Source organism: Ruminococcus sp. FMBCY1, assembly GCF_023921805.1.
Classification (GTDB): Bacteria; Bacillota; Clostridia; order Oscillospirales; family Acutalibacteraceae; genus Ruminococcoides; species Ruminococcoides intestinale_A.
This window is the reverse complement of sequence record NZ_CP074197.1, coordinates 1686697-1700550: the sequence shown is the minus strand read 5'-3', so window position 1 is coordinate 1700550 and position 13854 is coordinate 1686697. Positions and strand designations below refer to the sequence as shown.

Annotated in this window: 14 protein-coding genes; 3 read left to right on the top strand and 11 right to left on the bottom strand. The window is 39.7% G+C overall.

The annotated features are described in order from the left end of the window. Positions 1–19 precede the first annotated feature (19 nt). From KGF34_RS08365 to rpmH, 11 genes are all read right to left on the bottom strand, one after another. Entirely contained in the window at positions 20–1585 is a 1566-nt protein-coding gene (locus KGF34_RS08365; protein WP_252558718.1) for a HAMP domain-containing sensor histidine kinase, read from the bottom strand. Then, positions 1572–2249, bottom strand: coding sequence for a response regulator transcription factor (locus tag KGF34_RS08360; protein ID WP_022234761.1), 678 nt, complete (start codon positions 2247–2249; stop codon positions 1572–1574). The genes KGF34_RS08365 and KGF34_RS08360 overlap by 14 nt, the downstream gene beginning before the upstream one ends. Before the next feature lie 150 nt (positions 2250–2399). Further along, complete coding sequence (locus tag KGF34_RS08355; RefSeq protein WP_252558717.1) at positions 2400–3173, bottom strand: TatD family hydrolase; 774 nt, start codon at positions 3171–3173, stop codon at positions 2400–2402. A gap of 2 nt (positions 3174–3175) precedes the next feature. Further along, positions 3176–3886, bottom strand: a complete 711-nt coding sequence (gene rsmG / locus KGF34_RS08350) for a 16S rRNA (guanine(527)-N(7))-methyltransferase RsmG (protein ID WP_252558716.1) — start codon at positions 3884–3886, stop codon at positions 3176–3178. Between the two features lie 12 nt (positions 3887–3898). Beyond that, positions 3899–5764: a tRNA uridine-5-carboxymethylaminomethyl(34) synthesis enzyme MnmG gene (gene mnmG, locus KGF34_RS08345; protein WP_195411288.1), complete on the bottom strand. Its 1866-nt coding sequence runs from the start codon at positions 5762–5764 to the stop codon at positions 3899–3901. Between the two features lie 142 nt (positions 5765–5906). Beyond that, positions 5907–7271, bottom strand: coding sequence for a tRNA uridine-5-carboxymethylaminomethyl(34) synthesis GTPase MnmE (mnmE, locus tag KGF34_RS08340; protein ID WP_252558715.1), 1365 nt, complete (start codon positions 7269–7271; stop codon positions 5907–5909). A gap of 74 nt (positions 7272–7345) precedes the next feature. Next, positions 7346–8134 carry an RNA-binding cell elongation regulator Jag/EloR gene (jag, locus tag KGF34_RS08335; protein ID WP_022234756.1) on the bottom strand — a complete coding sequence of 263 codons (789 nt, stop codon included), beginning with the start codon at positions 8132–8134 and terminating at the stop codon, positions 7346–7348. Between the two features lie 18 nt (positions 8135–8152). Then, entirely contained in the window at positions 8153–9145 is a 993-nt protein-coding gene (locus KGF34_RS08330; protein WP_252558714.1) for a YidC/Oxa1 family membrane protein insertase, read from the bottom strand. Between the two features lie 8 nt (positions 9146–9153). Further along, entirely contained in the window at positions 9154–9393 is a 240-nt protein-coding gene (gene yidD / locus KGF34_RS08325; protein ID WP_117706617.1) for a membrane protein insertion efficiency factor YidD, read from the bottom strand. Positions 9394–9397: 4 nt separating this feature from the next. Further along, positions 9398–9736: a ribonuclease P protein component gene (gene rnpA / locus KGF34_RS08320; RefSeq protein ID WP_022234754.1), complete on the bottom strand. Its 339-nt coding sequence runs from the start codon at positions 9734–9736 to the stop codon at positions 9398–9400. A 73-nt stretch (positions 9737–9809) separates the two neighbouring features. Then, positions 9810–9944 (bottom strand): 50S ribosomal protein L34, encoded by a 135-nt coding sequence (rpmH, locus tag KGF34_RS08315; RefSeq protein WP_022234753.1) that lies wholly within the window; start codon positions 9942–9944, stop codon positions 9810–9812. Positions 9945–10440: 496 nt separating this feature from the next. Between rpmH and dnaA the strand changes: the two genes are divergently transcribed. The 3 genes from dnaA (at position 10441) to KGF34_RS08300 (ending at position 13842) form a co-directional block, all read left to right on the top strand. After that, the gene (gene dnaA, locus KGF34_RS08310; protein ID WP_022234752.1) at positions 10441–11766 is read left to right on the top strand and encodes a chromosomal replication initiator protein DnaA; all 1326 of its coding nucleotides are present in this window, start codon (positions 10441–10443) and stop codon (positions 11764–11766) included. Between the two features lie 767 nt (positions 11767–12533). Further along, a complete protein-coding gene (dnaN, locus tag KGF34_RS08305) occupies positions 12534–13640 on the top strand; it encodes a DNA polymerase III subunit beta (RefSeq protein ID WP_252558713.1) in 1107 nt (368 codons plus the stop codon). Further along, a complete protein-coding gene (locus KGF34_RS08300; protein WP_022234750.1) occupies positions 13630–13842 on the top strand; it encodes an RNA-binding S4 domain-containing protein in 213 nt (70 codons plus the stop codon). Before dnaN ends, KGF34_RS08300 begins: the two co-directional genes overlap by 11 nt. The last annotated feature ends 12 nt before the right edge of the window (positions 13843–13854 follow it).

Genomic DNA, 13854 nt, shown 5'->3' with positions numbered 1-13854 from the left:
TAAAAAGATTAATTATACTTTAATTCATATCTTCCTTAATCTCAACAACCTTTACAGTGTCAAGTTCAAACCAGAATGTACTGCCTTTGCCGAGGGTGCTTGTTACACCGCATCTTGCGTTGTGGGCATTCAAGATAGATTTTACAATTGACAGTCCAAGACCGGTGCCTATTACACTGCGCTTGTGCTCCTTGTCAACCTTATAATATCTGTCCCAAATGTACTCGAGTTTGTCGGCAGGAATACCCTCACCGTGATCGGTTACATTGATTCTCACCTTTTCACCGATTACCTGCTGGGTAACAACAACCGTTTTGTCCTCGCCTGCATAGTTAATAGCGTTATTTACAAGGTTGTATATAACCTGCGAAATTTTCAGTTCGTCGGCTTTTACAAATACTCTTTCCTTGCATTTATCAAGATAAATATTATATCCGTCCTGCTCCTTGAGCTTTGCATATCTCGCAAAAATAGTTTTGAAACTGTCGGTAATGCAGAAAACCGACTTTTGAAGTTCCATTGTGCCCGACTGCAATTTTGACAAATCAAGCAAATCATTTACAAGGCTTGAAAGTCTTGTTGCCTCGTCAATGATAATCTGAATGTTCTCGGCGGTATTTTCACCCGGTAAATCACGCATAACTTCGCCGTAGCCTGTAATCATAGTAAGCGGTGTGCGCAAATCGTGGGAAATATTTGCGATAAGTTCCCGTTGCAGTCTTTCGTTTGCGGCGAGTTCTTTTTTGGCAAAATTTAAGGTGTCGTTGAGTTCCTGAACCTCAAGATAACCCTTTGAATCAAACTCGACATCGTAGTTTTTCTTTGCAAGTTCTTTTGCCGCCTTTGTTGTAAGCGAAATAGGTTTTGCAATTCTTTGGCTTGCATAAAGTGATATTGCCACAGCAAGCACGAAAAATACAATAGAAATTACAAAAATTTGGTCTTTTATAATTTCAATCGTATTATTAATCGGTGTAATTACGGAAGAAACTATTACAAAACATTCGGTGCCGTCCTCGAGAGAGAGAATTTTGCCGTATGTCATAATTTTTGCTGTACCGCTCGATTTTCTCTTCCAGTTAAATTTACTTGCGGTATCGTTTGTGGCGGTATTTTTCTGATAATCTTCAAAAAGACCGTCCTGTCGTTCGTTCTCACCTATGATTTCAAGGCAGCTTCCGTTGTTATCGGACGCACAAGAATAGTATGAATAAACTTTGTGCGCCTCAATGTTCAGCGAAACCGACGGAGAGGCATAGTTACATTCGTAGCGTTTTTGAAAAAATGCTGTGCTTGTATCGTAAACCTGTACACACAAAGAATTGTATGACGCCACATTTTCTATGGTAGCAAGCGGATTTTGATTATTTTCAAGAGATTCCGCTATTATTTTTGCACTTTTTTCCGCCGCATTTTTCTTGGTAGATGTGTAGAACGATTCAAGAAAAAACGATTGGAATATCCACAGTACAACAAGAATTAAAAGACCGAAAAGCAAAAAATAACATAAAAGTGTGAAATGCAACGGCATTTCTCTGTTTTTTACCTCAGCCCAGCTGAGTTTTCTGAATTTAGAGTGTTTCAAAACGATAGCCAACTCCTCGCAGAGTAACAATACATTTGCTGTAATCTTTCAGACTTTTTCTTAACAGCTTGATGTGAGTATCAAGCGTACGCTCGTCACCGAAGAAATCGTAACCCCATACTTCGCTAATCAGCTTTTCACGGGTGAGCGCAATACCCTTGTTTTTCACCATATAGAAAAACAGCTCGTACTCCTTTGGAGTCATCTCAACTCTTTCGCCGTCAATGGTAACAATTCGTGCGGAAAAATCAACGCTAAGACCTTTGTATGTAAAAATATCCTTTTCAGGCTCGCTGTTTGCCTTTCCGCTTCTCTTTATAACTGCGTTTACACGCATCATAAGTTCCTTTGGTGAAAACGGCTTTACCACATAGTCGTCACTGCCAATTTCAAAGCCGTGAATTTTGTCGTACTCCTCACCTCTTGCCGAAAGCATAATAATAGGTGTGGATTTAAATTTTCTTATTTCTTTGCAAGCCGAAAAACCGTCAAGCTCAGGCATCATAACATCCATAATAATCAAGTCAAAATCCTGTCGTCTGCAAAGCTCGATAGCCTGCATACCATCAACTGCCTCTTCTACCTCGTAGCCCTCAAATTCGGCATATTTTTTAATAATCTGTCTGATTCTGTATTCATCATCAACAACAAGCAATTTGCTCATAACGGCACATCCTTTCGTATCCCTCATTATATATGAATATCGTAACTTTTTAATGTGACAATTTTTTGATGTTCTTTTTAAAATTAATAAAAGTTTGACCAAACTTTTATAACCTATGCGCTGACATCTAATTTCTGCCTAAAAAATTCGTTAATCTATTCCGTAAAATCTTTTTGCATTTTCTGCGGTGATATTTAAAAGCTCCTGCACATCTGTATTTCTGATTTCAGCAATTTTTTCCGCCGTATATTTTATCATTGTACTGTCGCACCTTTTGCCACGGAACGGTACGGGTGACATATACGGACAATCGGTTTCAAGCAAAAGTCTGTCAATCGGCACTTCTTTTGCAACCTCAACGCTGTGTCTTGCATTTTTAAAAGTAACAACTCCGCCAAGACTGATGTAACTTCCGTAGCGCATCACTTCACGCATCATCTCAACACTGCCCGAAAAGCAGTGAACAAGCGCCTTAGGTTTGTACTTTCTCAAATAATTGAGAGTATCGCCGTGCGCCTCTCTGTCATGCACGATTATCGGCATATTCACATCAAGCGAAAGTTTTATCTGTTCTTCAAAAACTCTGTTCTGCAAATCTTTAGGAATATCCCAATGATAATCAAGTCCCGTTTCTCCGACAGCTACAATTTTTTTGTGCTTTAAAAGCTCTGCAACCCGGTCAAGATAATCATTTGGCATATCTTCGAGATTTTCGGGGTGAAATCCAACCGCACCGTACATAAAATCGTATTTTTCGCAAAAATCTATACAGACTTTTGCGGTTTTTAAATCAACAGAGTTGTTTACAATACCGCACACGCCGTTCTCTTTCATTGAGGAAAGCAAAACTTCTCTGTCCTCGTCAAACCATTTGTCATCGTAATGTGCGTGCGAATCAAAAATGTTATAAAAATTATTTTCCATAATTACAAAGCCTTTGCCTTAATTTTTCCCGATTGACGGGGGTATTTTTGCGGTGTGTTTTTAACTTTTCTGACTACCGCAATTGCTCTTTCGCCGCCGTTTTCGGGTAATTCAAAGAAATATTTGTTTTCAAGTTTACCGCCGAGGGTGTTAATTGCATTTAAAGATTCTTTAAATTCCTCGTTTGCCTGTGCGCCCTTCATTGCACAGAACGCACCTCCCACCTTTACATACGGCAGGCAGTATTCACTCAAAACATTCATTCGTGCAACCGCTCTTGACGCAACAAAATCAAAACTTTCTCTCAGCTTTTCATCTCTTGCGCCGTCCTCTGCCCTGCTATGGATAAGCTCTGCGTCTATGCCGAGCTGAGAACAAACCTCATTCAAGAAAACAAGTCTTTTATTAAGGCTGTCTATAAGGGTAAGTTTTATGTCAGGTCTGGCAATTTTCAGAACAACACCCGGAAAACCCGCACCCGTACCGACATCGGCAAGACTGCTGTTCTGCGGAATGTCAACAAAGTTGAGCAAGCTAAGGCTGTCGGCAAAATGCTTGAGTGCCACACCGCTCTCGTCTGTAATTGCGGTAAGATTCATTTTTTCGTTCCACTCTGCAAGCAATTCAAAATATTTTTGAAACTGCTCGTACTGATTTTCCGTGAGTGTGATTTTGTAATCTTTTATATAATTTTGGAGCAAATTCTTAATCATAAATTCCTCCGATTATTTATTCTGTGCAAGCCAAATGAGCAAAACGCTGATGTCGGCAGGCGAAACTCCCGAAATTCTGGATGCCTGTCCAATGCTCAACGGTTTGATTTTATTCAGCTTTTCCTGCGCCTCAAGTCTTAATCCCTTAATTGTTCTGTAGTCAAAATCATCAGGCAGTCGGCGGTTTTCAAGTTTGCGCATCTGCTCAACCTGCTTTAATTGCTTTGAAATGTAGCCTTCGTACTTGATTTCCACTTCAACCTGCTCAAAAATGTTCGGGTCAAGTTTCGGTCTGCCTGTGTCTATACTTTCAAGCGACTTGTAGTCAAGCTGCGGTCTTTTTATAAGGTCAATAAGATGTACTCCCGTGGTAATTTCACTTGTGCCACGCTCTGTAAGAATTTTGTTTACTTCTTCTGTCGGAGAAATTACGGTTGTCTTAAGTCGCTTTATTTCCTGCTTTTTAAGCTCCTGTTTGTTAAGAAATTTTTGGTATCTTTCTTCGCTGATAAGTCCGATTTTGTGGCCGAGCGGAGTAAGTCTTTCGTCCGCATTGTCTTGACGGAGAATCAAGCGGTACTCACTTCTCGATGTCATCATTCTGTAAGGCTCGTTTGCACCCTTGGTTACAAGGTCATCTACAAGAGTGCCGATATAAGAGCCTGCTCTGTCAAGAATGAGCGGAGATTTTCCGAGGACTTTCAAAGCGGCATTAATTCCGGCAACAAGTCCCTGTGCCGCCGCTTCTTCGTAACCCGAACTGCCGTTAAACTGACCCGCACCGAAAAGGTTTGGAAAATCTTTAAATTCAAGCGTTGCAAGCATAGCTGTCGGGTCAACGCAGTCATATTCAATGGCATAGGCAGGGCGCATAATTACGCAGTTTTCAAGACCTTTTATGGTGTGATAAAACTTAAGCTGTACCTCCTCGGGGAGTGATGAGCTCATTCCCTGCAAATACATTTCTTCTGTGTCAAGACCGCACGGCTCAATAAAAAGCTGATGTCTTGGCTTATCCTTAAACCTCATTATTTTATCTTCAAAACTCGGGCAGTAACGAGGGCCTATACCCTCGATTTTACCTGCGTAAAGCGGTGAACGGTGAATATTTTCAAGGATAATCTGCTTGGTTTCGTCATTTGTCCAGCTTATGTAGCAGTCAACCTTGTTCTCGCCCAAACTTTCGGTTTCATACGAAAAAGGCTGCGGCGGTTCGTCACCCTTTTGTACTTCAAGGTCTGTATAATCAATGGAATTTCTTAAAACTCTGGCAGGAGTACCTGTCTTAAATCTTCTTAACGGCAAGCCGAGTTTTTTAAGACTTGCACCAAGAAAAGACGCAGGAAAAATGCCGTCAGGACCGCTTTCGTATGATACTTCGCCCACAAAAATTCTGCCGCCGAGGTATGTGCCTGTGGCAATAACAACCGTCTTGCAATGAAAAACCGCTAACATTCTTGTGGTAAGGTCGTAACCGTCCTCTGTCTTTTCTATTTCAACGATTTCCGCCTGTCTTAATTCAAGATTTTCCTGCAATTCAAGTTTGTGTTTCATAACGGTGGAATATTTGCGGCGGTCAATCTGCGCTCTCAATGAGTGAACGGCAGGACCTTTACCACGGTTGAGCATACGGGACTGCAAAAAACATTCGTCGGCAGTCTTGCCCATTTCGCCGCCGAGTGCGTCAATTTCACGAACAAGATGACCTTTTGCCGTTCCGCCGATTGACGGATTGCAAGGGCAGTTGCCGACGGCATCCATATTTATGGTAAAAACAGCAGTTTTACAGCCAAGTCTGGCGGCAGCCAAAGCCGCCTCAATGCCTGCGTGACCCGCACCGATAACTGCTACATCATATTCTCCTGCAAAATATTTCATATATTTCATTCCTTTTTAGGGTTAATAAATTATAAAAGTTTGGTCAACCTTTAAAAAGGCTTGACCTAAATTTTAAAATTATTTCGCTTAATTTGCACATTAAACCATAATTTACTCTGACTTTCGCTTTTCGATAACAAGATTACTTGCCCACGCAAAAATTATGGAATACTCTGTCTACAACTTCATCACTTGTTCTCTCACCCGTGAGTTCAAGCAAACTTGTAATTGCTTCTTCAATGCTTACAGTGATTGCATCATAGGTAAGTCCGATTTCAAGTGCATTTTTTGCGTCTTTTACAGAGTTTAGGGAGTTCAGTACCGCCTGTCTCTGTCTTTCATTGGAAAGTACACCCTCGCTCGGGTTAAAATTATCCATTCCCGCAATATCTTCAACCGCTTTTACAAGCTCTTCTCTGCCATCTCCGCTTTTTGCCGAAAGATAAACCACATTCTTTATCTTGCTTTCAATGTACTCTGTGTCAAGCTGTTTGTCCAAATCGATTTTGTTGATTATTGCAATGCACGGCACTTCGCCTGCCGATTCTATCAATTCTTTATCGTCATCGTCAAGACTGCGGTTATAGTCAAACACCGCAAGCAAAAGTCCGCACTGCTTTAATCTGTGCTTTGCTCTGTCAACTCCGATTTTTTCTACCTTGTCATTGGTTGTTCTAAGTCCCGCAGTGTCGCTTAACCTAAGAATAACATCTCCGACAATTACCGTGTCTTCAATAATATCTCTGGTTGTGCCGGGTATGTCGGTAACAATACTGCGCTCGCAACCCGAAAGCAAGTTCATAAGAGTGCTTTTTCCTACATTCGGTCTGCCTGCAATTACCGTGTCTATACCCTGCTTTACCGCCTGTCCGCTGTCATAACTCGAAATAAGTCCGTCAAGTATTGCAATGCTGACATCAAACGAATCGTAAAGCTGTTCGTCGGTTACTTCGGCAATATCTTCTTCGGGATAGTCTGCCCATGCGGAAAGATGTGCCGCCGTTGAAAGCAAGAGATTTTTTACTTCGTCAATTTTGTTGCGAACCGCACCCTCTTTTACACAAAGAGCCGCCCTTGCGGCGGAACGGGATTTTGCGGAAATGATGTCGATTACAGCCTCCGCCTCGGAAAGGTCGATTTTTCCGTTTAAAAATGCCCGTTTTGTAAATTCGCCTGCCTGTGCCGGAACTGCGCCTGCATCAAGCACCGCACGAAGTACAAGTTTTGTAATATAGATACCGCCGTGGCATGAAAGCTCGACAACATTTTCGCCCGTATAGCTTAAAGGTTCACGAAAAACAAGAGCAACCGCCTCGTCAATTTCTTCGCCGTCACTTACAATTTTTCCGAAAGATGCGGTATAGCCTTTCATATCGGCAAGTTTTTTATTATTGATGCCTTTAAAAATTTTATCGCATACAGTAAACGCAGAATCACCGGAAATACGAATAACCGAGATACCTCCCTCACCCTGCGCCGTGCTGATAGCAGCAATAGTGTCAGACATAAAATCACTCTCTTTAAAATGGTTTTAAATAAAAAACAAAAGGGAGCAAAAATGCCCCCTTTCTTTAAAAATCATTATTTATCAATTCTGCCGTAAAGTCCGTCAAGGCTTCCTTCGTTAAGGGGCTTTCTGTCGGGATTTACCTCGTTATTAACAGAGTTGTTGTTGTACGGGCGTCTGCCTCCTCTTCCTCTGTTGTAACCTGAATTGCTGTTTCTCTGATATCTCTTGTACTTTGGATCAGGTCCTATTACAACATGACGGTTTGCATTTTCGCCCTCGCTCCATGAAATAGCACCGTTCACCTTCTGTACAGAAGTATGAATAATTCTTCTTTCATACGGGTTCATCGGCTCAAGACTTGTTTTTCTGCCTGTCTTAATTGCCTTGAAAGCAAGCTTTCTGCCGAGAATTTCAAGAGTTTTTTCTCTCTTTTCACGGTAGTCGCCTGTGTTTACAGTAACCTTAAAGTACGAATTGTCAGCGTGATTTGCAACAAGGCTTGTAAGGTACTGCAATGCGTCGAGTGTTTCGCCTCTTCTGCCGATTACAAAACCGACATTTTCACCCTCAAGGTCAAACTCTACGCCGTTTTCAATTTCTTTTTTATTGATAGAAACCGACTCAAGCTTCATATTCTTAAGTACATTGCTTAAAAATTCTTCCGCTGTTTCGGCCGGGCCTGCCTTAAGAGTAATTTTTACCTTAGCGGGTGCACCGCCAAAAAGACCGAATTTCTTTTTCTCGGCACGCTGAATAACCTCAAACTCAACAATCTCGGATTCGTCAATACCGAGCTGTCTTTTTGCGTCTTCAAGGGCGAGAACTTCAGTTTCGCCAACGCCGATTGCTTCTCTAATCATAGTATTCACCTATTTCAATTACTTCTTTTTCTTTTTTCCGTTGCCGTTTGACTTAGAGCTTGTCTTCTGTTCAACAGGTGAGTAAACATAAGGAACTTTTGCCTCGTTTAGCTCCATAAGAGCAATGTGACGAGCCTCTTCTTTTGCAGTAAAGCTTACCGGAGTAAAGAACTTTGCAATAACAAGTGATTGGATAAACGCAATTACTGATGAGCAAATCCAGTAAAAACCTACCGCAGCCGGTACGGTATATGCGATATAGGCTGTGAATAACGGCATTACATACAGCATTACCTTTAGACAACCCTGCTGCTGTGCCATCTGAGCCTTATTGATTCTCTGCATTACTAACTGTGAACCAACATATGATACAAAACAAAGTACAGGAATGAGTGAGTACCATGAGAAAATACCCATATCCTTTGGAATTGTAAGAAGGTTGATTCCCATCATATTAAATCCGTTTGCAAAATCGATTATCTGCTGGCAGTCCGCAGCTGAGAACAGTCCCTGAATTGTTTCAGTGTTCATAATGCTTGGGAACACCCTGATAAGCTCGATTTGCTGATAAGTAGCATTTGTAGTGATTGTGTAACCCGGAATTGTGTTCATATACGAAACAGCACTGTTTACTGTGTCCGAGTTAAGATGAAGTGTGTTTGTAAGAGGATATGCAACGGCATAAAAAATACCGAGCATTACAAGGAGAGGAATTATCATTGTAAGGCAACCGCCCATAGGCTTTACTCCCTCTTTTTCGTAAAGCTTGTTCATTTCCTCCTGGAGCTTAACCTTGTTATTGGCGTATTTTTCCTGGAGCTCCTTTTGTTTTCTTTGCATTCTCATTGTGCCTGCCATAGATTTTTGTTGCTTGACAGTAAATGGGAACAAAATAAGTCTGATTACAATAGTAAATACAACTATTGAAAGACCGAAATCTTTTAGAAAGTAGAAAGCAGCCCAAAGAACATAGCCGAGAATACTTCCAAAAAATCCAAATATATTTGCCATAAGCTACCTCACTTAATTTTTCTTGGCTTGTCCGTTTTTTCCGGGACAGGATCGTAGCCACCCTTTGAAAAAGGATTACAGCGCAGTATCCGCCATATGGTCAGAGCGGTACCCTTTAATGCGCCAAAGCGCTCTATCGCCTCAATTCCGTATTGAGAGCAGGTAGGCTCATACTTGCAACTTTTTGGCAGATGCGGAGAGATTGCAGCTTTATAAAATTTTATCAGCAGAATTAAAATTCTTTTCATAATATTACTTTTTCAGAACGCCGGCAGACTCCATATGATTTTTCATAGCGTCATATACCTTTTGAGATTTTACAAAAGGAGTCCTCGACCTTGCCACAAAGACAAAATCATAACCGGGTTTCAAATCATTGTAAAGCTGATAATATGCGGCACGAATCACACGCCTTGCACGGGTGCGCTTAACCGCTTTTCCGACTTTTTTGCCCGTAGTTATTCCAAAACGCAGGTTATCGGATTTATTTTTTATAACATATGTTACCAAAACAGGACTTACAAAGGATTTTCCCCTCCTGTAAAGTCTGGAAAAATCCCTATTGTCCTTTAAAGTGATGAAGTCACTCAAAATTAAAACCACCTAAGCAAAGTAAAAGCCGCAAACAACAAAGAAAGACCACTGTAATAAAGTGGCCTGTTCTTTAGTAAGACAACCTTTTTCTACCTTTAGCTCTTCTTCTAGCCAATACTTTTCTACCGTTGGCTGTAGACATTCTCTTTCTGAAGCCGTGCTCCTTCTTTCTGTGGAGCTTCTTTGGCTGATAAGTTCTCAACATACTGAAAACCCTCCCTTCAATATATAACCTTGCAATATAGCATTATATATTAATTTTTCTTTATAGTCAACAAAAAATAAAAAGTTTTTTTAAAATTTGTAAAGCAGAGCGGTTTTACGGTTTGCTTATATATACTTATATATAGAAAAAGATTGCTGATAATATTTATTAATATAAAAGTTAATATAAAAAGAAAATTGAAAGAAAAATAAACATCCGATTTTTTATTTTTTCCGTTTCAAAGCAATTATAAAATTTTTGGTTTTCTCTTTTAGTTTTAATTAAGCGTATTTCTAAGTTTTAAAAAAGAGTCTTTTAAAGTCAAAAATTAAATAAAAATCCTCTCTCGGGCTTTAAAAGTACCTTAAAAGCCATTATTTTTAGAGTAATAAAAAGATTGATTTTTTTTAGGAAGTGTTCTATAATATAATAGAATAGATTTACTATGGGGTAATATGGCGATATTGCCGTATTTATTATGGGAGGGAAGTCGTATATGGAATCTTTTGAAGAAGCGTGGGGAATCATATGCAGTTATTGCAAAACTAAAATTACCGATGTCGCTTACAACACTTGGATCAGCAGAATCGAGCCTATCGAACTTGATTTTGACAAGAACAAAGCTGTAATTTTAGTTCCTAACGATTTTCATCGTCAGACTATAACTCGCTGCTATCTTTCTCTACTTAACGAGGCTTTTGAAGCCGTCTTCGGTCAGATTTTCGTTATTGAAATGAAAATTCCCGAAGAAATCTCTGTCAAAGAGGAACAACAGGCAGCTGCAAATGCGGAAATCACAGACATAAGTTATGAATATACTTTTGATACTTTTATTGTCGGCTCATCAAACAAATTTGCTCATGCAGCCTGTCTTGCAGTTGCCACAAATCCCGCCAATGCCTACAATCCGCTGTTTTTATACGGAAATTCTGGTCTTGGCAAAACTCATTTGCTTTATGCAATCGGCAACGAAATCAAGAAAAATTCACCCGAAAAAACTATTTGTTACATAAAAGGTGACGATTTTACCAACGAACTTATCGAGTCACTTCGTATGGCACGAATGAGCGAGTTCAGAAAAAAATACAGACAAGCAGATATTCTGCTCGTCGATGATGTTCAGTTTATCGGCGGTAAGGAAAGTACACAGGAAGAATTTTTCCATACTTTCAATGCTCTTTATGACGCTCACAAGCAGATCGTTCTTACATCCGACCGTCCGCCAAAGGAAATTAAAACCCTTGACGACCGACTTCGTTCAAGATTTGAGTCCGACCTCATTGCCGATGTTCAGCCGCCTGATGTAGAAACAAGAATCGCTATCATTAAAAGAAAGGCAGAGCTTCTCGATCTTGACCTTTCAAATGAGGTTTGCGAGTACATTGCTTCTAAAATCAAGGCTAATATTCGTCAGCTTGAGGGCACAGTTAAAAAATTAAAGGCAAAAAACCTTGTAAATCAGGAGAAAATTACAGTTTCTTCGGTTCAGGAGGTTATTTCAGACATTCTTAATAACGATACTCCGCCGGAGGTTACCGTAGAGCGCATTATCGAGGAAGTTTCCCGTACTTTCGGCGTTACTCCCGAGGCTATCCGTTCTGAAAACAACAGAAGTGCAAACATCAGCAATGCCAGACACATTGCAATTTATATTTCAAGAGAGCTTACAACACTCTCAATGGCAAACATCGGAGAAGAATTCGGCGGCAGACATTACTCCACCGTTATCTACACCGTTAAAAAGGTTAAGAAAATGATGCAGAATGACCGCAAGATCAAAGAGATAATCGACGATACCATCAAAAATATCCGTGACAGGTAGTTCAACGGGTTTTCAACATATTTGGTTACACGATTTTAACCTTTTAACATTATTAACATTACAGTTTTGTAACATTTGTAAACACTTAAATTTCGGCTTAAATGCTTAGCTTTCAGCCGTTTGGTCAATACTTGAAAGCATACAGATTTAACACAACCTGTTAATGCCTTTCCATAATTTCAACATTTTTAGTATGTTCAAAAATATTAAAAATTTATTTGTAAAAAACTTTGAAATATTTTTCCGTAAATTGCACTAATTAATGCAATTTCGGACTTATTTTCACCGTAGTTGAGGGAACACCCTAAAAAGCTGTGTTCACAGCAAAAAAATCAGGAAAAAATCCGTATTTTTATGAGCCTGAAAAAGAGGAGATTTTTGCCTATATATAATAGTATAGAAAAATCTAAAAAAACAGGCTTTGAATTTACAATTTTTAAAGCGTAAAATTTACGGATTTTTTAATCAAAAATGTGGCAGGATTTTTCCGTACAGTCGGAAATCTTATAAAAAACAGCTTTTGAAAGGCTTTTTTATACCGAATCCGATTAACATTTTTATTAACATTTCACTAACAATTTTCAACCCTATGTTGAAAGAAAAAGTCCTTTTAACAGACGATGTAAAAGCTGTTAAAAGGCTGTGGAGTGTTTTGTGGACGGTTTTTTTAAGGAATAATCGGAAAAGTTACAATTTTTTAACAATTTAACACCCCCTACTACTACTACGAAATATTTAAATTATCACTACATAAAGGAGAGCTACACTTGAAAATTTCGTGCTTGCGAACAGACCTCGCTAACGCTGTGTCAAATGTGTCACGAGCAGTATCTTCAAAAGCTGCAATACCCGCTCTTGAAGGTGTGCTTATAAAAGCGTACGACAATTCACTAAATATATCAGGCTACAATCTTGAAATAGGAATCACAACTGACATTGATGTTACCATCCAGGAGGAAGGCGAAATTGTTGTCAGTGCAAAGCTTTTTCTTGATATTGTCAGAAAGTTGCCGGAAGAAATCGTTATGATTGAGACCGACGAAAGAATGGTGACTTACATTACCTGCGGAAATGTAGATTACCAAATTGTGGGAATGTCATCAATCGAATATCCGGATCTTCCTACTTTTGAACAGACAGATATGATTACCGTAAATGCAAAAACTCTGCGTGAAATGATCAGGCAGACAGTATATGCCGTATCCGATAACAACGCAAAGCCGATTTATACGGGTTCGCTTTTTGAAATTGAAGACGGACTTTTCAGAATCGTAGCAATTGACGGCTACAGAATGGCAATCAGAAGTGAAAATGTAGATTCCGAAAGCAAAAATAAATTTGTTGTTCCGGGAAAAACTCAGCTTGAAGTCCTCAAACTTTTGGGCGATGACGAGCAAAATGTAGATATTATCATAGGTCAAAGACACATCACCTTCAAGGTTGACAATTACAGAGTAATTTCAAGACTTATCGAGGGTAATTTTATCGATTACAAGACAACTATTCCGACCGATGTAAAAACAGAGGTCATTATAAACACAAGAGTTATCATAAACTCGGTTGAAAGAATGTCACTTTTAAACAACGACAGAATTCAAAGCCCTGTAAGATGCAATTTTGATAATGACGAAATCAAACTTTCATGTGCGTCTGCAGTCGGCAGAGCAAACGACAGTATCGCAGTTTCGGTTATGGGTGAAAAAGTTGAGATTGGTTTTAACAACAAATATTTGCTTGACGCTCTCAAAAATTGCGATACCGATGAAATCAGACTTGCTTTAAGCGGCCCGATTAAGCCGATGGTTATCAAACCGGTGAAGGGCGACAGCTTTTTGAGCATTGTAGTTCCAATGAGGCTTTCAAATGAAGGATAAAAAAATCAGCATTGACACAGAATTTATAAAATTACAGGATTTGCTTAAGCTTGCAGGTCTTTGCGACACGGGCGGAATGGCAAAAATGATAATTCAGAACGGAGATGTCACCGTAAACGGTGAGGTTTGCACTATGCGTGGCAAAAAAATGCGTAAAGGCGACTTTGCAGAGTTTGACGGAGAAAAAATTACCGTTATCTGAGCTGGGAATGAT

Coding starts and splice junctions, on each gene's coding strand:
- KGF34_RS08355 (WP_252558717.1), bottom strand. CDS start 3,173: ATGGAAAATAATTTTTATAACATTTTTGATTCGCACGCACATTACGAT.
- mnmE (WP_252558715.1), bottom strand. CDS start 7,271: ATGTCTGACACTATTGCTGCTATCAGCACGGCGCAGGGTGAGGGAGGT.
- dnaA (WP_022234752.1), top strand. CDS start 10,441: ATGGAATCTTTTGAAGAAGCGTGGGGAATCATATGCAGTTATTGCAAA.
- jag (WP_022234756.1), bottom strand. CDS start 8,134: ATGATTAGAGAAGCAATCGGCGTTGGCGAAACTGAAGTTCTCGCCCTT.
- KGF34_RS08360 (WP_022234761.1), bottom strand. CDS start 2,249: ATGAGCAAATTGCTTGTTGTTGATGATGAATACAGAATCAGACAGATT.
- rpmH (WP_022234753.1), bottom strand. CDS start 9,944: ATGTTGAGAACTTATCAGCCAAAGAAGCTCCACAGAAAGAAGGAGCAC.
- KGF34_RS08300 (WP_022234750.1), top strand. CDS start 13,630: ATGAAGGATAAAAAAATCAGCATTGACACAGAATTTATAAAATTACAG.
- rsmG (WP_252558716.1), bottom strand. CDS start 3,886: ATGATTAAGAATTTGCTCCAAAATTATATAAAAGATTACAAAATCACA.
- KGF34_RS08330 (WP_252558714.1), bottom strand. CDS start 9,145: ATGGCAAATATATTTGGATTTTTTGGAAGTATTCTCGGCTATGTTCTT.
- yidD (WP_117706617.1), bottom strand. CDS start 9,393: ATGAAAAGAATTTTAATTCTGCTGATAAAATTTTATAAAGCTGCAATC.
- mnmG (WP_195411288.1), bottom strand. CDS start 5,764: ATGAAATATTTTGCAGGAGAATATGATGTAGCAGTTATCGGTGCGGGT.